Genomic DNA, 19,667 nt, shown 5'->3' with positions numbered 1-19,667 from the left:
ATTGATGGAAACAGGAGAGAAGATGTAAGACATCAGACTTATATCTCGTTGAACTAATCAATCATAATTTATCATTTCCCATCGAATAAATAAATAGAAATTTGTTTTATTTTTAAAAAAATGTTAAAAGGCTAAATTCGATGTCTTTTTATGTGCTGAAATATGATATAATGCCGCTTTTATGATGTGCTCTACTACAGTGGAATCACTGATATCAAGGGGTTTGTGACATCGTATGCCATAAAAAAACATCTGGCCTTTGTGAAAGGTCAGATGTGCCAAATTAAAGATATTGCTGAATCAAATTCATGTTGCTTGTATTCAGTTTATATTGGAAAACAGGGCGGCCGATTGTCCCGTATGCCATCTCTACATCAACCACTTCGATATCCTCAAGAAATTTCAAATATTTTCTAATCGAAACTTGGGAGATTTCAGTATGATTGGCTAGGTCTTCGGTCGTGAAAGCCTGCTGACCGAATGATTGAATGCTTGTCCAGATGAGTTTGAGTGTGCTCTTCGTTAAGCCTTTTGGCAGCAGGACTTTTTCCGCCTCTGCTTTTTTATGAAACAGCTTCGCGTCTAAATCATTTTGAGAGATGCTGTTCATCGTTTGGTATAGGGCATGTTTTCTTTTATATTCTGCCAGTGCTGATTGGAAGCGTTCAAACTCAAAAGGTTTGATTAAATAGTCGACAGCTCCGTTTCGCATCGTTTGCTGTACGACATCCACTTCATTTGCAGCTGAAATGACGATGACGTCAACGGAATGCTTTTGCTCACGAATTTCTGATAATAGGGCGAGCCCATTTTGTCCAGGCATATAAATATCAAGCAATACAAGGTGAATGATTTCTGATTTTAAGATGTCTAGTGCCTTTTGAAATGAGGTGGCAATCCCTTTTAATTCAAATCCTTCTATTTGGGTCAAGTAGCGTTTATTCAGCTCCCCGACCATTGGGTCATCTTCTACGATCAACACATTAATCATGTGAATCCTCCTTTTGTTTATATGGAATACGGAGACTAAAGGTCGTTCCTTCTCCTTTTTCGCTTGTGACGATCATATGTCCGTTCAGTTTTTTGATGCTTTGGTCAACAAAGTAAAGGCCAAAACCTCTGTCTTCTCCTTTTGTTGAAAAGCCTTGATCAAACATAATGTCCTGTTCTTCTTTTGTCAGACCGACACCTGTGTCTGTAATTTCAATATGAAGCTGCTCTTGGACATATCTGAATGAGATGGAAATATTTTTGTTCTCTGTATGGGAAACGGCATCGAGTGCGTTATTTAACAGATTACCGATGACCGTAATAAGGTCATGTGTGACTGCTGGGTCCTCCGAGTTTGGTACCTGTGTACTGCAATTGACTTCTAAAGCTGCGCCTTGTTCTCTGATGTAGCTTTGTTTTCCTAGTAAAAACCCGGCTAAGACTGAGTTTTTCACATGGTTGATGATTTCATTTGTTTCTGTCTGCTGATAAATCGCAATATCTTTAATATAGGTGCCAAGGTCATCATAGTTCTTCAGCTGGACCAATCCTAAAATGACATGGAGCTTGTTCATAAATTCGTGTGACTGGGCACGAAGTGCATTGGCATACATCTTCACCCCGCTCAGCTGCTCAGCCAGATGTTTGACTTCTGTTTTGTCACGGAAGGTTGCGATCGCTCCGACAATTTCTCCTTTTACCGTAATCGGCACCTCATTAAAGACCAGCTCCAGTCCGTTCATTCTGACATCGCGATCAAGCAGCGGTTTCCGTGTTTCGATTACTTGCTTTAAGCCGCTTGAAGGAAGAAGGGCCTGTACATCTTGTTCTCTAGGGTCAACCATAATGCCCATATTATGAAAAAGACGTTTAGCTTCTGCATTTGCCAGCTTGATTTTACCGTGCTGATCGACGGCAAGAATGCCTTCTTTTGTTGACTCTAGCATAGCGCTTCGTTCTTTTAATAAGGTGGCAATTTCATCTGGCTCTAGTCCAAACATAATCTTCTTTACTTTACGTGCCACAATGAGTGCGCCGATAATGCCAGATAAAAGGCTAAGCGATGTGACAAAGTAGAGGGGGAGCAGGCTTTGATGAATAATTAAATCAATTTCCTTTAATGTAATCCCAACTGCCACAGCCCCGAGCTGCTTGCCATCTTGGTTATAAACAGGAACAAAGGCACGCATGGACTTGCCAAGTGTTCCAGATGCGGTACTAATATGTTCTTTACCCTGTAATGCCGGTTTTTCATCACCGCCAGCAAATCGCTTCCCAATCTTTTGCGGATTCGGATGTGTTTTGCGGATACCGTTCATATCCATGACGACAACGAATTCGGTTTTGGTGATACGCTGCACATTGGTTGTATATTTCCGTAGTGCTGTATATGATTGATCTTTTTCCAATGATTTTGCTGTGATCGGAGCCTCTGCGACCATTTTGGCAGTGGAGAGGGCGATATCACGTTCCTGCTGATGAATATTTTTGGCTGTTTCTGACCAGATCGTAAAGAATGTGATACAGAGGGAAATCAGGACAACAATACAGACAAAGATCGTCAGCCGTGTTTGCAGTCTTAAAGTTTTTTTCACGAGTATACCCCTAACGCGCAATTTTTTCGTAATAGTAATACTTTAACGGGAAAATGTAAGTTTGTGAAGGAATGTACGTGCAAAATCACAAATTTGATTTAGATTCCAGTTTACTTGGAAAGCATCTTGTCAATCCGTTTTAAGTGAGCCATAATAAAAATGAGCTTATGAGAAAGGATCTATTTATGAAAAATACATATTTGACTGGATATTTTCCGCTGATTTCGATTTTGCTATTCAGCTCTGCCTTTTCTATTTTTACAGTAGGTATCACGACTGACTTCTTGACCCAAGCAGGAATTTTAAAAGGAATGCTGGAATTTTTCTCTGAACAGGGCATTCGTCTTGCTTTATTTGCCGCATTTGCACTTGTTTATTTTATGATTTTATCTGCTTTAAAACTCATTGCAGATACGGTGTTAGAGTTGGCGCTGCTCTTTTTTGCAAAGGACCCTGAAGGGGAGAACTTAAAGAAAATTCGGATTGCATCGGTTGTCTATTTGTTTGCCAGCTTACTTGCATTTCTATTGACGCAGCAGCTCATTTTGCTTGTTGGGCTTTTTGTTTTAGCAAGTCTCGTCTATTTTATCTGGGTTGTGGTACGCATTTATCAATCACTTTCCATGCTGAATTTAATTGGGTTTATGATGTTTAATCTGCTGTTTTGGGCCACGTTTTTGATCGGCATTTTGTACTTATTTATTAAGCTTTATAACAGTGTGATGGCGAGTCTGCCAGCTTAATCAGACGAAAGAAAGCATCCTCCGATGATGGAGGATGCTTTTTTTATGGAAGAAACCGCTTCTGAATTTCAGGTGTAGGCATCATACAGGATGTTTTTTGACCAAACCATTTATAGCGATTCTTTGCAATGAGCTGATAAAACCAGTCACGGATTGGACGAGGGATCGCGAGGAGTAAATAGCTCCATCTGTATATCCCTTTTAAATGCCGTGCGGCTTTTAAGATGCCTGTTGACTTCATATAAAGGGTCCCATTTTCAATATAAATGAATGAATTGAACTCATCTAAAGGCAAGCCGTTTTCTTTTAAAACACGCTGCCCTGTATCTGATTGTAAAGAAGCAAACATCATCCGCTCATTCGGGTCGCGCTTGATGATAAACTGAACAGCACCACTGCACACGTTGCAGACACCGTCAAATAAAATGAAGTGAGAGGGTTGTGTTGAATGCATCGCAATCAAACCTCCTGTTTATCTAGCGTATTGCATAGTTTGTTTCCAAATACGTAAGTGCGGGCTTGAACTATAAATCGATTCAACGGTTCCTCTATCTCTTCCTACCCATACACCCATTGTGTATTGATCTGTCAGGCCAACAAACCAAATGTCTTTGTAGTCATTGGATGTCCCTGTTTTTCCCCCAATGTAAGGAGAATTGAAATTCGCCTTTTTCCCTGTTCCACTTTTCACAACAGAGGCAAGCAGCTTGCGCATTGTTTCATTTGTACGCTGAGAGTAGATTTGCTTCGGCGACTCTTTCCACTTGTAAAGGGTTTTGCCGTTTAAGTCTGTGACCTTTGTAATGGAGTGATTTCGCGTATAGGCACCTTGATTGCCAAACACGGTATAGGCATCGGTTATTTCTAGCGGCGAGAAGCCTTTTGTAAATCCTCCAAGTGCAGAAGGGAGGCGGTAATCATCTGCGACAATATGTTCGAATGAGAACTTTTCTAAATAGCTGAAGCCTTTTTTGACACCGACTGTATCAAGCATACGAATCGCTGGTGTATTGTAAGAGTTCTTAAAGGCTGTTTCAAGTGTCACAGTTCCATATGTTTTATGACTATAGTTTTGCGGGCAGTATCCGCTGCTGCAAAACTTGGCGGCACTGATTTTACTTGAAGCCGTGGCACCGGTTTGATCAATATAAGGGCCATAATCTAACAGCGGCTTAATTGCGGAACCAGGTTGTCTTTGCGCTTGATAGGCGTAGTTGAAATCAAACTTTTTATAATTCTTCCCGCCAGCAAGTGCGACGATTTGGTGGGTTTGGTGGTTAATGACTGCTGAACCGCCTTCCACACCTTGATAAGGCAATTGTGCATTGAGCTGATAAACCGCTCTTTGTTGTAAGGAAGGGTCTAGTGCTGTATAAATCTTCACACCATCTTGAAGCAATGCACTGACCTTTTCTGATAATTCTTTTTGAATTGCTTTTTTTGAGCCAGCTGTTTTGGCTTTTTTCAATCGTTTTGTAAAGCCTTCCTGATCAGACACCAGATCGGTAAATTCTTCATTGGCATATGTCACATAGTCAGGATAAAGATTTTTCTTTTCACTTAAGGACAAGCTGATTTTTTCTTTCACTGCTTTTTTGAATTGCTTCTTAGTAATGACACCATCTTTTTCTAAAATACCAAGCAGCCGTTCCTGGCGTTTCTTTGTATGTTTGAATTGTTTCAATGGGTCATACAGCGTAGGGTTGTTAGGAATCGCAGAAATAAATGCCATCTGTGCAAGCGTCAAAGAACTAAGCGGCTTATCAAAATAGTAATTAGCCGCAGAACCGACACCGTAAACCCCGTTACTGAAATAAATCGTATTTAAATAGCTTTCGAGAATTTCCTCTTTTGTAAATTTTCGCTCGAGCTCATAGGAATAGAGCAGTTCTGTAAACTTTCGGCTGAATGAACGTTCATGACTTAAATATAAATTACGGGATAACTGTTGTGTGATGGTGCTAGCGCCTTGGCTAATGCCATGGTTTTTCACATTTGCGGCAAGGGCACGAATCACGCCCATAAAGTCAATGCCTTTATGGTCATAAAAGTTGCGGTCCTCTGATCGGAGGAACAGCTCCTTGACGGAATCAGGAATTTTATCGTACTTCACGAAAACACGGTTCTCATCGTTTGATACGATCTCAGAGATAAGAGAACCATCTCGATCATACATATAACTGTTTTGGGAAAAGTCTACCTTTTCCAGCTTGATTTTTTGATCAAGCACTTCGTTAACAGGTTTTACACTTGCGGCTTCTTCCTTTGATAGATAAAAAGTCAGAACAAATAATGGGATGAGGGCAGCAAGTAATAACCAACCAATGATTGCACGAAACATGAGGTCACTCACTTTCTTCGGATTTCTAGCCATATCGTACCATTCTTTTGCGATTACGAGAAGGTTATTTTTAGAAAAGAATAGACGTGAAGTCTAGTAAACAAGGCATTTAGACAGAAGAAAAGAGTATCTGATAATGGATCAGACACTCCTCTCTTTTGTCTTTGATTGTGAGCGGACCGCCCATAAAAATAATGCCCCGAAAAGGAAAATGCCGGCGGTGACATAAAAGACAGCTGGAATTCCGTAATGACTCGCCACAATGCCGCCTATGACGGGTCCGACGACATTTCCAAGAAAGCGGAAGCTGACATTGTAACCAAGCACTTCCCCTTGCATAGAGGCAGGCGCTTTGATGCGAATATAGGCCGTCGTACAAGGAATGATGCCGCCTAGTGCCATCCCGTATAAGAAACGGAAGATCACTAACATCCCGTAGGAATCTGCCATCGCTTGCGGGATGAATAAAATGGAGGAGAGGATGAGAAGGGCAAGCAGCACCTTATCGTGACCAATACGATCTCCAAGGTCTCCCCATTTCCGTGTAAACAGCAAATTGCCAAGCCCCGTTGCAGAAAACGCCAGCCCTGCATAAAAGGCAAGATTGACTGGGCCGTGTAAATCATGAATGTACAAGGCTAAAAGCGGCTGAATACTAAAGTTCCCGACTTGCGTAATAAATGTGAGCAGCATGGTGACGACAAGTAAAGGCTGTTTGAAAATATGGACAAGGACGTCCTTCCGTGAGTAAGAAACCCGTTTTGCTTCTTTTGAACGGATCGGCTGTTCTTTCACACCGAAGATAATGACAATCGCTGACACATATATGACAGCAGCTGTTAAGAAAAATGTATAAATGAATCCGACACTGTCTGCCATAAATCCACCCATTAATGGACCGAATAATCCTCCGGCGACATTACTCATCTGCATCGTACCAAGGGTCTTACCGGCTGTTGCCTTTTCGGTCTGTGCAGAAATCAGTGCCATCGAAGTCGAAATAAAGCCTGTCACAAGCCCCATGAAAAGCCTTAACGCAAATAGTTGATAAACGGTTTGAACAAGCCCCATTAATAAAATGCTTGTTGCAATCCCAATGCCGTTAATGAGCAAAATCTTTTTATAGCCATGCCGGTCACCAATCCGTCCCCAAATTGGAGAAATGAGAAAGGCTGTTAAAAACGTAACCCCAAAGACATAGCCGCTCCATCTTTGAACAAATTCATTCGAATAACTGCTATCAAGAGACTCTATGTAAAGTGATAAAAAAGGGACGATCATTGTAATGCTGGCAGATACAAAAAAGTTCACAAACCACATGATGTACAAGTTTTTCTTCCTGTTTGTGATAAAGACCACCTTCTTTATTTATTTCGTGTTCCTTAATAATTATAAAGGAAAATAAACGATCTTTCATCTGATGAATAGGTTGGGCATAGTGAATCTGCATTATTTTCACGAAAATGAAGTGATTTCAAAGTCCGTCTTAATATAATAGTAGCAGGATGGAAAACAGACGAGAAAGTGGGGTGAGACTGATGGAACAGAAGACGCTGCTTGTGGTCGATTTTGAATTTACGATGCCTGATGGGAAATATCATCCGCAAAATTTTTTCCCGGAAATCATTGAAGCCGGTGTCGTTAAAGCATCAAATGAAACGATCATAGACACATTCTCAAGCTATGTCAAACCGAAAAAGTTCCCGAAGCTGACAAAGCGCTGTAAATCGTTCCTTGGCATTACGCAGCAGGATGTAGAAAGCGGGATTTCTTTTGAGACGTTTATCGAGAAGCTCGTGTCACTCGATGGGGGAGAAGACTGTGAGATTATCACATGGGGAAATATGGACATGAAGGTACTGAAGCAAAACTGTATGCTCAATCATATTGGTTTTCCTTTTAAGGGGAATCAAAGGGATCTGGCTTTTGAATATAAAACCTTTTTTGGGGATAGAACACTCACAGGACTTCGGAAAGCAGCTAAGGAGTACGGCAGTGAAGGAGCTGGTAAGCATCATAAAGCACTTGATGATGCCATGACCACTTATCAGCTGTTCACCCTTTTTGAAAAAGATCGATCCTATGTGGAAAATCCGCAAACAACCAAAATTGGTGAACTCATTGACTTCTCTCACTTTTTTGATTCGGCAGATTAGCGGGCGTCTTCTGGAAAATAATCTTTTTCAAGAGAAGAGAGGCACGCTCTTGATTTTTCAGCCCACTTGGAATCATCCGCACTGAGCCCATTTTTTAATTTATCTACGGCGTCTTTCAGTGATACTTGATAATCAGGTATGTCGCCATCATAAGGCTTGACCATATGATGAGGGATGTTCGTCTGTTCCCTAAAGGCCAAAGCCCGTCTTTCCTGAAAAAAAGGTACGTCCGCTTCTTTTGGATGATGCAGGTCACCTTGAGTGGGGTGTGTTAAAACCGCTTTTACTTGAACGAGATAAGTAGATGGTTTAATGGCTGTCACTTCCCCAATGTAAACACCTGTTTTGTAAAAACCTTTCACGATTTGTCCAATCTGAATGTCTGTCATATGAAATTCCTCCATTTCCTTCGCATAAGAAGGTATTTCCTTTCTTTTAGCCAATATAGTGAAGTAAACGAGCAAAAGGGGGAAGAGCGGAACATGTCGTTCATCATATTCTTTCTACTGTATTTTCCTGAAGATAAAAGGGAGTATATCCCTGCGGCAATCACGACGGTGCTTTTCTTTGCTGCTGCATTTATTTGCTTTCGTCTGATCGTTCGTGCTTCTAAGAAGCAGGAGCAGATCGATGAAAAAAGGACAAAAAAAATGGATTGATCATTTTCTTCTTGTATCTTCAGGAAACTTCACGGTGACTGTTGTACCAGACTGCAATGAGCTTTTGAAACGAATCGTTCCATGATGATTTTCAATGATGGAAAATGTCACTGTCAACCCAAGCCCTGTTCCTTTATTTTTCAATGTGTAATAGGGTTCACCAAGCTTTTTCATTTGGCTTTCTGACATGCCTACACCGTTATCAACAAAATAAAGGCAGATTCGATGATTTTCTTTTGAAGCAAACAGTTCGATTTTACCTTCGTGTTCGGGCGCTGCTTCGATTGCATTTTTGATTAAATTGATCATGACTTGTTTGATTTTCGTTTCATCACCTTGGATGTATAAGTCTGGTTCAATCGATTGATGAATCGTGACCGACTTAAAATTCGCATAGGATGTCATCAGCGATGCACATTCTTCAAGTAATTTAGATAAATTGAGAGACTCAATTTGATAATAATTTTGTTTCGCAATATCAAGATAGCTCGTAATAATATCCTGCGCACGGTCAAGTTCAGATAAAACGAGATTTTTATAATCTTTATTGGTTGACGGCTCTTTCGTATTGTCACTTGAAAAGAGCAGTTGGATAAATCCTCTCACCACCGTCAGTGGATTGCGGACTTCATGGGCGACGCTTGCTGCAAGTTCACTCACAATCGTCAGTTTCTCTGATTGGACAAGCTGTGTTCTCATTTGCGCATTCTCTTTCACAAACTCAATGGAATAAATACTCAGCACAAGGAAGAATATGTAGTAAAGAGTTGAGAAAAATAATTCGAGCAGCTTTTGTTGCATAATGAATGCAGGGCTGTACTCTATTAAGCTGACCACAAGCAGTCCAATGTAAATAAACATCCCTTTTAATAACGCAATCATGACTCCGTATAACAGCTTTCTCTGCTTAGAATATTGGCGCCATTTCCGGTAAAGCAGGAAAGGAATGAAAAAGTAAATCGGTACAACAATCAATCCAACCCATAAAAAAGAGCCATACATCACGAACTTTACGGTTGAACTAACCAAGATAGCGACGATTCCGGCGGTATATCCCCCGTATAAAATAGCCAGTACAAGGGGAATCGATTGAAGCCCAGTCTGCAAATCTAAAATCGAACCAACTGGATACATAATACATAGTGCTGATGAAATGGATGCAAATATGGTGATGAGCAGTTTATTCGTTTTAGGGAAATGAGCAGGGGTCCGGCTTAGCCATAGTGCATGATATAAAAAGATTGGAAATAGAATAAAAGATACATGGAGCAGAAAATCCTTGAACATTTCCATTTAAATGCTCTCCTCGTAAATAATTGTAATTCCTCTCATTATATCATTTCATGTACAAAGTAGATATGATAATAGGAGGGTTTTTTTCTTTAAAAAGAACACCCGTTAGGATGTTCTTTTGATAGAAATGGTTTTATTCGGATGATTGAGTGAATGCTTGATGAAGGCGCTTCAGACCTTCTTTCACTGTTCCAGCAGGACAGCCTAGATTCATTCGAATAAAGCCGTCTCCTTCGTGCCCATATACGTTTCCGAGCTCTAGTATGACCTTGCCCTTTTTCAGCAGATTACGTTTCAATTCTGCTTGAGTGAGCTCATAATTACGAATATCCAGCCACAATAGATAAGAAGCATCTGGTTTCATATAACGCATGCTCGGCAGATATTCATCAATATAATCCATTGCGATCTTCATATTATTTTCGAGATAAAGAACAAGTGAATCAAGCCACTCATCTCCGTGGCGATAGGCCGCCTCCATGGCAGGAATCGCAAAGGCATTCAGTTTAGACAATCCATTTCTTTGCACTTCATTGGTGAAAAGGGTTCTTTTTTCTTCATCAGAAATGATAATGGCAGATGCCTGAAGACCAGCTAAATTAAATGTTTTACTCGGTGCAATACACGTTACCGTGATGTTAGCTATCTCATCAGAAAGGCTGGCAAAAGGCACATGCGGCTGTCCGTATAGCATCAGATCGGAATGAATTTCATCTGACACGACGGTGACACCGTACTGTACACATAGATCTCCTACACGCTTTAATTCCTCTTTTGACCAAGCTCTCCCTGAAGGATTATGCGGATGACAAAGAAACATCAGCTTTGCTTCTGGCCTGCTTAATTTCTTTTCTAAATCATCAAAATCCATCATGTAACGGTTGTTTTCTATTTTTAAAGGGTTGGTTGAGACGATACGTCCGTTTCTTTCAATCATTTGATAGAAGGGCGTATACACCGGTGACTGAATGACCACTTCATCATTCGGAGCTGTAAAGGCTTGTACCGCAAAACTAAGTGCTGTCACGATACCTGGTGTGAAGGTGACGGCATCTGTTTGTATCGTCCAACCGTGTCTTCTTTTGACCCAGTCAGCTACTGCTTGCTGCGTATCCTGATCCTGAAATGCATAGCCGAATACGCCGTGATCTAATCGTTCTTTTAAAGCATCAAGTACGACTTGCGGCGCTTTAAAATCCATATCTGCTACCCACATTGGTAGCGCATCTGTTGTCAGGAACAAAGACTCTGCTTGATCCCATTTGACTGATTTTGAACCTTTACGTATGATCTGTTCGTCGAAATTCATGAAACCCACCTCTAGCCGTTTTTCAACCATTCTTGGTTGTGCTAAAATAAACATCACAAAATTTATTATAAGCGGTGATCCCCATGAAAGATAGTCAAGCTGTAGAAGAGATGATTCAAATCATTAAGGCATGGGACCCTTTTCAGTATGGAGAGGACTTTTACGAAACGGAGCCTGCTGACGTCATCAGTGCCTTATACGACGCAGAAGACCCGTTATCTTTCGCGAAAGACATTCAAGCCATTTACCATCACTCATTTGATCAGCTTCTTCCGATGGAAAGCTGCCAGCATATCGCAAATCAGCTTTTTATCATAAGAGAAAGTAGCTCCTGCTCGTTTTAAGACAGGCTGAAATGACCAATTTGATCAGACACAAAGACCGGATTTTCCTCAGGGATGAGGTGCCCGGTTTTTTTTAATGCGTGAAAGGTTGAATGCGGCAGATCCTTGTGCAGTCTTTCGCCAATTTGAATAGGAACGATCCGGTCTTCCTCCCCCCAAATCAGCAGGACAGGTGTCTCCATTTTCTTTAAGACATCTGACGCTAAATCGCCTTCCCTGTGCCGAATCAAACGAAAAATACCTCTGAAAATTTGGTCATCTGAAAAAGGCTTTAAATATCCGTCGACCATCTCTTGATCAATAATCGAATGATCATGCACAACAGCGGTTAAATTTTTCATAATACCTTGCTTGAACAACTTTCTTTTTAAATAGAGATAAAAATAAGGAATATATGTGCTGTAAACAAGCGACTTTTTGGACTTATTCATATACCCTGAACTGCATAAAAGAACAGCTTTTTCAAATAGGTCGGGACGCTCAGATGCAGCATATAAAGCAATTTGTCCCCCCATGGAATGCCCCACGAGGATCGCATGCTGAATCTGCAAATAACCAGCTAGTTCAATGATGATTTTTGCCATGTTGCGATAGCTGTAAATGAACGTATTCGATTTTTCGGACTGCCCGAATGGAGGCAGATCAATCGCAATTAAATTGAAGTCTTGTTTCAGAAGCGGGATGAGCTTTCGATAGCTGAAGGTAGATGAGAAAAGGCCGTGAATCAAAATTAATGTCTTCTTACCTTCATTTGGATAGTGTTCGTAATAGATATCTAAACCGAATTTACTTTTCATATAGGATGGCTGTACAATGTCCACACTCATCAACTCCGATATTTGATACTCACTCTCTGTTAGGTGACTGTATTGTACCCTAAAAAGTGGATTTTAAGCTACGATTAGAATCTTTTCCCTGCTTAGCATAATGGGAAAAACGTGCTATAATGTTCAGAAGATTTTTTAAAACTAGCTTTTTACAATCAGAGGTGTGAAATCAATGAAACTAACCGAAAAAGAAACTGAAATATTAGAGATTTTAGATGAAAACAGCCGCGCCGATTTAAATACAATTGCAAAAATGGCAGGTGTGACATCAGAAGAAGCAGAAGCCATTATTCAAAAGCTCGAAGATCAAAAAGTCATTATTGATTATTCGACCATGATTGACTGGCGAAAAGTAGACGGACACGAAGGCGTTACAGCGATGATTGATGTGAAAGTGACCCCAAAAAGAGGCGTCGGTTTTGATGAAATTGCTGAACGCATTTACAGGTTCCAAGAAGTGGAGTCCGTGTATTTAATGTCAGGCGTGTATGATTTATCTGTTGTGATCAGAGGAAGATCCATGTCTGATATCGCCCGCTTCGTATCTGAAAAATTATCGACACTTGATTCTGTTGTTTCAACCACTACCCACTTTATTTTGAAAAGATATAAGCATGATGGGAAAGTCTTTGAAACAGGGGACGATGACAAAAGAATCGTGGTGTCTCCTTAAATGAAAAAGTCTTATTTATCTGAAACGGTACAAAGCATTCAGCCGTCAGGTATTCGGAAATTCTTTGATTTGGCAGCCACAATGGAAGGGGTTATCTCCCTCGGGGTCGGCGAACCGGATTTCGTGACAGCTTGGAATGTGAGAGAAGCCAGTATTATGTCTTTAGAGCAAGGACTGACCTCTTATACAGCAAATGCTGGGCTGCTCTCTTTGCGAAAAGAATTGAGCCATTATTTATATAAGCGGTTTCACATTGAATACAGTCCTGAAGAAGAACTCATTATTACCGTTGGCGGTAGCCAGGCGCTTGATTTGGCCTTTCGCGCCATTTTAAACAACGGGGACGAAGTAATCATCCCTGAGCCTTGTTTCGTCGCATATGGGGCTCTGACGACACTTGCGGGCGGTGTACCGGTTTATTTAAGTACATCGGCTGAAAAAGATTTTAAAGCCGATTCTGCTGATCTTCGTACGAAGCTGACGCCGAAAACAAAAGCCATCTTGCTATGCTCTCCATCAAACCCAACAGGGTCTGTTTACTCGAAAGAAGAGCTTGAAGATATTGCTCAGTTTGCAAAGGAGCATGATCTTTTAATCATCACAGATGAGATTTATGCAGAGCTGACGTACGATGAAGCTTTTACGAGTGTGGCGGCAATTCAAGATATGAAGGAAAGAACGATTTTGATTTCAGGTTTTTCAAAAGGATTCGCTATGACAGGCTGGCGCTTAGGCTATGTGGCAGCACCGCCAGTCCTCCGTGATGCCATGCTGAAAATACATCAATATTCTATGATGTGTGCACCGGCTATGGCACAATATGCCGCAGAAGAAGCATTAAAAAATGGACTTGAAGATGTGGAGAAAATGAAGAAAAGCTACAGAAGACGCCGTAATTTGTTTGTCGGCTCTCTCAATGAACTTGGACTCACTTGCCATCAGCCAAACGGAGCGTTTTACGCTTTCCCGTCCATTAAAAGCACAGGCATGACTTCAGAACAATTTGCCGAGGAGCTGCTGCTTAGCGAGAAAGTAGCAGTTGTCCCTGGAAATGTATTCGGCCCAAGTGGTGAAGGGCATATTCGTTGTTCATATGCGTCATCACTCGATCACTTGCAAGAATCACTTTCAAGAATCCAGCGTTTTTTGCAGAATAGACAAGTGCAAGAAGAGGCACCTGCTATCTTAAAATAAAAAAAAGGCATCAATCCAACTGGACTCATGCCTCTCAAATTAGGGGGGAATACTAGAAAGCATTCTTGTTTTCAGGTATTCCCCCTTTTGAACGGATCTAAACCCAATTAAAAAATATTTTGCGTAAAAGAGCGTTCTGTGATATAGTTTTTAATTGCGTATAAACGAATATTAAAACATTTATTTAGGAGTTGTTATCATGGCGACAAAGTTTGAAGTAGGCAGTGTTTACACTGGTAAAGTAACAGGATTACAAGCGTATGGTGCGTTTGTTGCATTAGATGAAGAAACTCAAGGACTTGTGCACATTTCTGAAGTAACTCACGGTTTTGTAAAAGACATCAACGAGCACCTTTCAATTGGTGACGAAGTACAAGTGAAAGTTCTTTCTGTTGATGAAAATGCTGGTAAAATCAGCCTTTCTATCCGTGCAACGCAAGAAGCACCTGAAAGAAAAGAAAGCAAACCAAAGAAACAAAGACCACAGCAAGTGAAAGAAGAAGCTGCTGCACCACAAGGTTTCAATACACTAAAAGATAAACTTGAAGAGTGGATTGAGCAATCTAACCGTAAAGACCTTATCAAGAAATAAAAAAAAGCACCGCTTCAAACGGTGCCTTAGGCTGCCACATAGGCAGTCTTTTTTTATGTCTTTTTCATTAGCGAACCTCTGGATTCGGCTCGTCACGGCGGACAGCTTCTTCACTAGGTTTGAACAACAGACCAAGATTGACAAGACCTGCAATTCCAACAAGACCATAAATAATACGTGATAATGCAGCACCTTGACCGCCAAAGATCGCTGCTACTAAGTCAAATTGAAAAAAGCCGATTAGTCCCCAGTTAATAGCACCGATAATCGTGAGCACGAGGGCAATACGTTGAATAGCACTCATCGTGATTCCTCCTTTCGCTACAGTATCAATACATTTATATTTTGCAGATTTTTAGCCAAACTATGCGTAAGAAAATGGATGAAAGCAAATTACTTTACTTTTGGAATGAAAGAGGCGCATAATGTAGCGCGAGGAGGAGATCACATGGATCGATTTACTTATTGGAACCCAACGAAATTAATTTTTGGAAAGGGAGAAGTATCAGCCCTTTCAGATGAACTAAAACACTACGGAAAAAACGTATTGCTTGTATATGGTGGAGGCAGCATTAAACGAAATGGCCTTTATGACCAAGTTGTCAGCATCTTAAAAGAATCAGGAGCTGCAATCACTGAGCTTGCTGGTGTTGAGCCAAACCCGCGCTTAACAACAGTTAGAAAAGGGGTTGAGCTTTGCAAAGAGAACCAAATTGATTTTATTTTGGCAGTCGGCGGCGGTAGTGTCATTGACGCAACAAAAGCGATCGCAGCTGGTGCGAAATATGATGGAGATGCTTGGGATATCGTCACTCGTAAGCATGTCCCAATGGAAGCCATCCCATTTGGTACAGTATTAACACTTGCCGCGACAGGTTCTGAAATGAACTCTGGCTCCGTCATCACAAACTGGGAAACAAATGAGAAATACGGATGGGGCAGTCCAGCTGTCTTCCCTAAATTCTCTATTCTTGACCCAGTCAATACATTTACTGTGCCAAAAAACCATACGATTTATGGCATGGTTGACATGATGTCTCACGTGTTTGAACAATATTTCCATCACACGGAGAATACACCTTACCAAGATCGTATGTGTGAAGGACTTCTTCGTACGGTCATTGAAACAGCACCGAAGCTGATCAATGATTTGGAAAACTATGAGCTTCGTGAAACGATTTTATTCACAGGCACCATTGCACTGAATGGAATGCTTTCAATGGGCGCACGCGGAGACTGGGCATCTCACAATATTGAGCATGCGGTATCTGCGGTGTATGACATCCCTCATGCAGGCGGACTTGCGATCTTGTTCCCGAACTGGATGAAACATGTCATTCAAGAAAACCCAGGTCGCTTCAAGCAATTAGCAGTGCGTGTATTCGATGTAGACCCTGCGGGCAAAACAGACGAAGAAGTTGGCTTAGAAGGAATCGAAAAACTTTCTGCTTTCTGGACAAGTCTAGGAGCACCAAACCGTTTAGCTGACTATGACATCAACGATGAGAAAATTGATCTGATTGCAGACCGTGCAATGGCACGTGGTGAATTTGGCCAATTTAAAAAGCTGAACAAAGAAGATGTTCTAGCTATTTTAAACGCTTCTTTATAATCGAACATGGAAAAGATAGCTGCTTTTAAGCAGTTATCTTTTTTGAGTTCTGCATGTACATATGTTACAGTAGTCTTTCATGTTTTTGGATATAAATGTTTTAAGGAGATGTAGAACAGATGGAGAACTTTATTTACTATAATCCAACGAAATTGATGTTTGGAAAAGGACAACTAGACGGGCTAAAAAGCGAACTCGCTCGTTATGGAAAACGAGTGCTTCTTGTATATGGTGGAGGCAGTATTAAGAAAAATGGTCTTTATGATAAAGTAATCAGCGCTTTAAATGAAGCAGAGGCTGACGTATTTGAACTGTCAGGAGTTGAACCGAACCCTCGTCTCACTACAGTGCAAAAAGGGATCGACATTTGCCAAAATGAGAGCATTGATTTCTTATTAGCAGTTGGTGGGGGAAGTGTCATCGACTGTACAAAAGCCATTGCAGCTGGAGCTGAATATGACGGGAATGTTTGGGATATTATTTCAAAGAAAACGACCGCTCAAAAAGCACTGCCATTTGGCACAGTATTGACACTTGCAGCGACAGGCTCAGAAATGAACCCGGATTCTGTGATCACGAACTGGGAAACAAATGAAAAGTACGTGTGGGGCAGTTCAGTCACGCACCCTGCTTTTTCAATTTTAGATCCTGAGCACACATATTCTGTGCCAGAGAATCAAACGGTGTATGGCATGGTTGATATGATGAGCCATGTATTTGAACAATACTTCCATAATGTCAAAAACACGCCTCTACAAGATCGGATGTGTTTTGCTGTTCTTCAAACAGTCATCGAGACAGCACCAAAGCTACTTGAAGACTTACAAAACTATGAGCACCGTGAAACCATCCTTTATGCAGGAACGATTGCTTTAAATGGCACGCTGCAAATGGGCTATTTTGGCGATTGGGCATCTCATACGATTGAGCATGCAGTATCAGCTGTTTATGACATTCCGCATGCAGGTGGACTTGCGATCCTCTTCCCAAACTGGATGCGTCATACACTTGATCATAATATCGAACGTTTTAAAAACCTCATGTTGAACATGTTTGACATTGAGACAGAAGGAAAATCGGATCGTGACATCGCATTAGAAGGAATCGATAAGCTTTCAGCCTTCTGGACAAGCCTCGGTGCACCGAGCCGTTTAGCGGATTATGATATTGGTGAAGATCAACTGGACAAAATTGCTGACATCGCAGCAAAAGAAATGGAATATGGTGGTTTTGGTAACTTTATGAAACTAAACCGTGATGACATTTTAGCGATTTTGAAAGCTTCTCTATAATTTGGATGGCCGCTTCTCTTCATGAGGAGCGGCTTTTTGCTGCATCAATGACGATCACTTGATTTCAATAGCTAGTTCCGCTAAAGTGAAAGGGACAGAACTAACGTAATGGAGGGCTTACAAGCGATGACACATATTCAATTTGACTACTCGAAAGCGTTACCTTTCTTTCAAGAACATGAGCTTACATATTTAAAAGATTTTGTGAAGGTGGCCCATCATAATATTCATGAACAAACGGGTACTGGCAGTGATTATTTAGGCTGGGTTGACTTACCGAAGCAATATGATCGCGAAGAATTTGCCCGCATTAAGAAAAGTGCAGAAAAGATTAAATCTGATTCTGATGTATTACTCGTTGTTGGAATTGGTGGTTCTTATCTTGGCGCACGTGCGGCCATTGAGTTTTTAAACCATTCTTTCTATAATAGTTTGCCAAAAGGCAAACGCAAAACACCACAAATCATCTTTATTGGAAACAACATCAGTTCTTCTTATTTAACAGATGTAATGGATCTGCTAGAAGATGCCGATTTCTCCATTAATGTGATTTCAAAATCTGGTACAACAACAGAGCCAGCCATTGCGTTCCGTATCTTTAAAAAGCTCCTTATCGAAAAATATGGTGCTGAAGAAGCGAAAAAACGCATCTATGCGACAACTGACAAGGCACGCGGGGCACTCAAAACCTTAGCAACTGAAGAAGGCTATGAATCATTTATCATCCCTGATGACGTCGGCGGACGCTATTCCGTCTTAACAGCAGTTGGTCTATTGCCAATCGCTGTAAGCGGTGCAGACATTGATCAAATGATGGAAGGTGCTGCGAAAGCAAGTGAAGACTTCGCTTCATCTGAGCTCTCAGAAAATGCGGCTTATCAATATGCGGTTGTCCGTAATGTTCTTTACAATAAAGGACGGACAATTGAAATGCTGATTAACTATGAGCCAGGATTACAGTACTTTGCGGAGTGGTGGAAGCAGTTATTCGGCGAAAGTGAAGGGAAAGATGAAAAAGGAATCTATCCTTCATCTGCCAACTTCTCAACGGATCTTCATTCACTTGGACAATATGTACAAGAAGGAAGAAGAGACTTGTTTGAAACCATCGTGAATGTAGATAAACCACGACATGAACTTGTCATCGAAGCAGAAGAACAAGACCTTGATGGGTTAAACTATCTTGCAGGAAAAACGGTTGATTTCGTCAATAAAAAAGCATTTGAAGGCACAATGCTTGCTCATACGGATGGAAAAGTACCGAACCTGATTGTGACGATTCCTGAAATGGATGCTTATACATTCGGATATCTCGTGTACTTCTTCGAAAAAGCATGTGCGATGTCTGGGTATTTACTAGGCGTCAATCCATTCGACCAGCCTGGAGTAGAAGCGTATAAAGTGAACATGTTTGCTTTATTAGGAAAACCGGGCTTCGAAGAGAAAAAGGCAGAACTTGAGAGCCGTCTCAAACAATCATAAGAATAAAAGGCACATCTTTGCATAAAGTGTGCCTCAGAATGTTGACAAAGGGCTAAAATGAACTGTATTTTAGCCCTTTGTCTTCTTTTTAGCGTGATAGAAAACCTTTGAAGTCTAGGAAGGACGAGTACTGGAGCGGAGCGAATTTGACATTCGTGAGCACCAGTGCGCAGGACTGCGGGCGAATCCGGGGGTTTGTCTACACGCTAAGGCACATCTTTGCATAAGGTGTGCCTTTTTTTATGTTCTCATGGTGTCAGTGCAAGCCTCCCTAAGCTTTGTACATAGAATAATCAATGGAGGAGGTTGATGAAGCGATGAGAACAAATCATATTTATATCCATGACATTTCAGGGCAGGCCATCGTTAACTTTGGGAATGTTGGGCGGATTTGTCCAATGAGTGCTACGAAAGAAACATCAGGAGCGGGCAGTGCGAACGAGACAAATGCATCATCCAGCCAAGCCTTATTTGATGCTGCTTTTACAAACAATGTGCAAATCACAAAAGGCAAATGTATGAATTCCTCTCTTTAACGAACCCTATACAAAAAGGAGGGTTCTGT

Annotated in this window: 21 protein-coding genes; 11 read left to right on the top strand and 10 right to left on the bottom strand. The window is 41.1% G+C overall.

What is annotated here, in order from left to right; all coding sequences use genetic code 11:
* Positions 1 to 283: 283 nt before the first annotated feature.
* Positions 284 to 991, bottom strand: a complete 708-nt coding sequence (locus N521_RS00625; protein WP_035389249.1) for a response regulator — start codon at positions 989 to 991, stop codon at positions 284 to 286.
* Positions 984 to 2,585, bottom strand: a complete 1,602-nt coding sequence (malK, locus tag N521_RS00620; protein ID WP_008345824.1) for a malate sensor histidine kinase MalK — start codon at positions 2,583 to 2,585, stop codon at positions 984 to 986. Before malK ends, N521_RS00625 begins: the two co-directional genes overlap by 8 nt.
* A gap of 185 nt (positions 2,586 to 2,770) precedes the next feature.
* On the opposite strand from malK, the gene N521_RS00615 reads away from it, so the two are divergent.
* Positions 2,771 to 3,328 carry a YufK family protein gene (locus tag N521_RS00615; protein ID WP_017367952.1) on the top strand — a complete coding sequence of 186 codons (558 nt, stop codon included), beginning with the start codon at positions 2,771 to 2,773 and terminating at the stop codon, positions 3,326 to 3,328.
* 43 nt (positions 3,329 to 3,371) lie between these two features.
* On the opposite strand, the gene N521_RS00610 is transcribed toward N521_RS00615, so the two are convergent.
* The 3 genes from N521_RS00610 to N521_RS00600 all read right to left on the bottom strand — a co-directional run bounded on the left by N521_RS00610 (position 3,372) and on the right by N521_RS00600 (position 6,989).
* Complete coding sequence (locus tag N521_RS00610; protein WP_035389247.1) at positions 3,372 to 3,782, bottom strand: thiol-disulfide oxidoreductase DCC family protein; 411 nt, start codon at positions 3,780 to 3,782, stop codon at positions 3,372 to 3,374.
* 18 nt (positions 3,783 to 3,800) lie between these two features.
* On the bottom strand, positions 3,801 to 5,702 hold the full coding sequence (locus N521_RS00605) for a transglycosylase domain-containing protein (RefSeq protein ID WP_035389245.1): 1,902 nt from the start codon (positions 5,700 to 5,702) through the stop codon (positions 3,801 to 3,803).
* Positions 5,703 to 5,810: 108 nt separating this feature from the next.
* Positions 5,811 to 6,989: an MFS transporter gene (locus tag N521_RS00600; protein WP_220482436.1), complete on the bottom strand. Its 1,179-nt coding sequence runs from the start codon at positions 6,987 to 6,989 to the stop codon at positions 5,811 to 5,813.
* Between the two features lie 218 nt (positions 6,990 to 7,207).
* On the opposite strand from N521_RS00600, the gene kapD reads away from it, so the two are divergent.
* Positions 7,208 to 7,825 (top strand): 3'-5' exonuclease KapD, encoded by a 618-nt coding sequence (gene kapD / locus N521_RS00595; protein WP_025207898.1) that lies wholly within the window; start codon positions 7,208 to 7,210, stop codon positions 7,823 to 7,825.
* Here the strand turns inward: kapD and N521_RS00590 are convergent.
* The gene (locus N521_RS00590; protein ID WP_025207897.1) at positions 7,822 to 8,214 is read right to left on the bottom strand and encodes a kinase-associated lipoprotein KapB; all 393 of its coding nucleotides are present in this window, start codon (positions 8,212 to 8,214) and stop codon (positions 7,822 to 7,824) included. The two genes, kapD and N521_RS00590, sit on opposite strands and share 4 nt — an antisense overlap.
* Before the next feature lie 93 nt (positions 8,215 to 8,307).
* Here N521_RS00590 and N521_RS19595 point away from each other — a divergent pair, with 93 nt between their 5' ends.
* Positions 8,308 to 8,484: a hypothetical protein gene (locus N521_RS19595; RefSeq protein WP_008345810.1), complete on the top strand. Its 177-nt coding sequence runs from the start codon at positions 8,308 to 8,310 to the stop codon at positions 8,482 to 8,484.
* Here the strand turns inward: N521_RS19595 and N521_RS00585 are convergent, their stop codons facing one another.
* Both N521_RS00585 and N521_RS00580 read right to left on the bottom strand, forming a co-directional pair.
* Positions 8,485 to 9,777 carry a sensor histidine kinase gene (locus tag N521_RS00585; RefSeq protein WP_035389243.1) on the bottom strand — a complete coding sequence of 431 codons (1,293 nt, stop codon included), beginning with the start codon at positions 9,775 to 9,777 and terminating at the stop codon, positions 8,485 to 8,487.
* A 133-nt stretch (positions 9,778 to 9,910) separates the two neighbouring features.
* Positions 9,911 to 11,086, bottom strand: coding sequence for a MalY/PatB family protein (locus tag N521_RS00580; protein WP_035389241.1), 1,176 nt, complete (start codon positions 11,084 to 11,086; stop codon positions 9,911 to 9,913).
* A gap of 83 nt (positions 11,087 to 11,169) precedes the next feature.
* On the opposite strand from N521_RS00580, the gene N521_RS00575 reads away from it, so the two are divergent.
* The gene (locus N521_RS00575; RefSeq protein ID WP_025207895.1) at positions 11,170 to 11,430 is read left to right on the top strand and encodes a DUF1871 family protein; all 261 of its coding nucleotides are present in this window, start codon (positions 11,170 to 11,172) and stop codon (positions 11,428 to 11,430) included.
* Here the strand turns inward: N521_RS00575 and N521_RS00570 are convergent.
* A complete protein-coding gene (locus tag N521_RS00570; RefSeq protein WP_017358960.1) occupies positions 11,427 to 12,251 on the bottom strand; it encodes an alpha/beta fold hydrolase in 825 nt (274 codons plus the stop codon). The genes N521_RS00575 and N521_RS00570 overlap by 4 nt on opposite strands.
* A gap of 178 nt (positions 12,252 to 12,429) precedes the next feature.
* On the opposite strand from N521_RS00570, the gene N521_RS00565 reads away from it, so the two are divergent.
* The 3 genes from N521_RS00565 (at position 12,430) to yugI (ending at position 14,716) form a co-directional block, all read left to right on the top strand.
* On the top strand, positions 12,430 to 12,930 hold the full coding sequence (locus tag N521_RS00565; RefSeq protein WP_007500517.1) for an Lrp/AsnC family transcriptional regulator: 501 nt from the start codon (positions 12,430 to 12,432) through the stop codon (positions 12,928 to 12,930).
* The gene (locus N521_RS00560) at positions 12,931 to 14,124 is read left to right on the top strand and encodes an aminotransferase (protein ID WP_035389238.1); all 1,194 of its coding nucleotides are present in this window, start codon (positions 12,931 to 12,933) and stop codon (positions 14,122 to 14,124) included. It abuts the gene before it with no gap.
* A 199-nt stretch (positions 14,125 to 14,323) separates the two neighbouring features.
* Complete coding sequence (gene yugI / locus N521_RS00555) at positions 14,324 to 14,716, top strand: S1 domain-containing post-transcriptional regulator GSP13 (protein WP_008345795.1); 393 nt, start codon at positions 14,324 to 14,326, stop codon at positions 14,714 to 14,716.
* A gap of 67 nt (positions 14,717 to 14,783) precedes the next feature.
* On the opposite strand, the gene N521_RS00550 is transcribed toward yugI, so the two are convergent.
* On the bottom strand, positions 14,784 to 15,020 hold the full coding sequence (locus tag N521_RS00550; protein WP_008345792.1) for a DUF378 domain-containing protein: 237 nt from the start codon (positions 15,018 to 15,020) through the stop codon (positions 14,784 to 14,786).
* Positions 15,021 to 15,164: 144 nt separating this feature from the next.
* Between N521_RS00550 and N521_RS00545 the strand changes: the two genes are divergently transcribed.
* The 4 genes from N521_RS00545 (at position 15,165) to N521_RS00530 (ending at position 19,638) form a co-directional block, all read left to right on the top strand.
* Positions 15,165 to 16,328, top strand: coding sequence for an iron-containing alcohol dehydrogenase (locus N521_RS00545; RefSeq protein WP_017358962.1), 1,164 nt, complete (start codon positions 15,165 to 15,167; stop codon positions 16,326 to 16,328).
* A 119-nt stretch (positions 16,329 to 16,447) separates the two neighbouring features.
* Complete coding sequence (locus N521_RS00540) at positions 16,448 to 17,620, top strand: iron-containing alcohol dehydrogenase (protein ID WP_035389237.1); 1,173 nt, start codon at positions 16,448 to 16,450, stop codon at positions 17,618 to 17,620.
* 126 nt (positions 17,621 to 17,746) lie between these two features.
* On the top strand, positions 17,747 to 19,102 hold the full coding sequence (locus N521_RS00535) for a glucose-6-phosphate isomerase (protein WP_024719715.1): 1,356 nt from the start codon (positions 17,747 to 17,749) through the stop codon (positions 19,100 to 19,102).
* Positions 19,103 to 19,419: 317 nt separating this feature from the next.
* Entirely contained in the window at positions 19,420 to 19,638 is a 219-nt protein-coding gene (locus N521_RS00530; RefSeq protein WP_008345782.1) for a spore germination protein, read from the top strand.
* Positions 19,639 to 19,667 lie beyond the last annotated feature (29 nt).

It is taken from the genome of Bacillus sp. UNC125MFCrub1.1 (assembly GCF_000701305.1).
In the GTDB taxonomy this organism is placed as follows: Bacteria; Bacillota; Bacilli; order Bacillales; family Bacillaceae; genus Bacillus; species Bacillus altitudinis.
The sequence above is the reverse complement of the archived record's forward strand: the minus strand, read 5'-3'. Positions and strand labels throughout refer to the sequence as shown.

Coding starts and splice junctions, on each gene's coding strand:
- N521_RS00530 (WP_008345782.1), top strand. CDS start 19,420: ATGAGAACAAATCATATTTATATCCATGACATTTCAGGGCAGGCCATC.
- N521_RS00610 (WP_035389247.1), bottom strand. CDS start 3,782: ATGCATTCAACACAACCCTCTCACTTCATTTTATTTGACGGTGTCTGC.
- N521_RS00565 (WP_007500517.1), top strand. CDS start 12,430: ATGAAACTAACCGAAAAAGAAACTGAAATATTAGAGATTTTAGATGAA.
- N521_RS00590 (WP_025207897.1), bottom strand. CDS start 8,214: ATGACAGACATTCAGATTGGACAAATCGTGAAAGGTTTTTACAAAACA.
- N521_RS19595 (WP_008345810.1), top strand. CDS start 8,308: ATGTCGTTCATCATATTCTTTCTACTGTATTTTCCTGAAGATAAAAGG.
- N521_RS00540 (WP_035389237.1), top strand. CDS start 16,448: ATGGAGAACTTTATTTACTATAATCCAACGAAATTGATGTTTGGAAAA.
- N521_RS00535 (WP_024719715.1), top strand. CDS start 17,747: ATGACACATATTCAATTTGACTACTCGAAAGCGTTACCTTTCTTTCAA.
- N521_RS00580 (WP_035389241.1), bottom strand. CDS start 11,086: ATGAATTTCGACGAACAGATCATACGTAAAGGTTCAAAATCAGTCAAA.
- N521_RS00600 (WP_220482436.1), bottom strand. CDS start 6,989: ATGTGGTTTGTGAACTTTTTTGTATCTGCCAGCATTACAATGATCGTC.
- N521_RS00545 (WP_017358962.1), top strand. CDS start 15,165: ATGGATCGATTTACTTATTGGAACCCAACGAAATTAATTTTTGGAAAG.
- N521_RS00615 (WP_017367952.1), top strand. CDS start 2,771: ATGAAAAATACATATTTGACTGGATATTTTCCGCTGATTTCGATTTTG.
- N521_RS00625 (WP_035389249.1), bottom strand. CDS start 991: ATGATTAATGTGTTGATCGTAGAAGATGACCCAATGGTCGGGGAGCTG.
- N521_RS00560 (WP_035389238.1), top strand. CDS start 12,931: ATGAAAAAGTCTTATTTATCTGAAACGGTACAAAGCATTCAGCCGTCA.
- N521_RS00585 (WP_035389243.1), bottom strand. CDS start 9,777: ATGGAAATGTTCAAGGATTTTCTGCTCCATGTATCTTTTATTCTATTT.
- N521_RS00605 (WP_035389245.1), bottom strand. CDS start 5,702: ATGGCTAGAAATCCGAAGAAAGTGAGTGACCTCATGTTTCGTGCAATC.
- yugI (WP_008345795.1), top strand. CDS start 14,324: ATGGCGACAAAGTTTGAAGTAGGCAGTGTTTACACTGGTAAAGTAACA.
- N521_RS00550 (WP_008345792.1), bottom strand. CDS start 15,020: ATGAGTGCTATTCAACGTATTGCCCTCGTGCTCACGATTATCGGTGCT.
- kapD (WP_025207898.1), top strand. CDS start 7,208: ATGGAACAGAAGACGCTGCTTGTGGTCGATTTTGAATTTACGATGCCT.
- N521_RS00575 (WP_025207895.1), top strand. CDS start 11,170: ATGAAAGATAGTCAAGCTGTAGAAGAGATGATTCAAATCATTAAGGCA.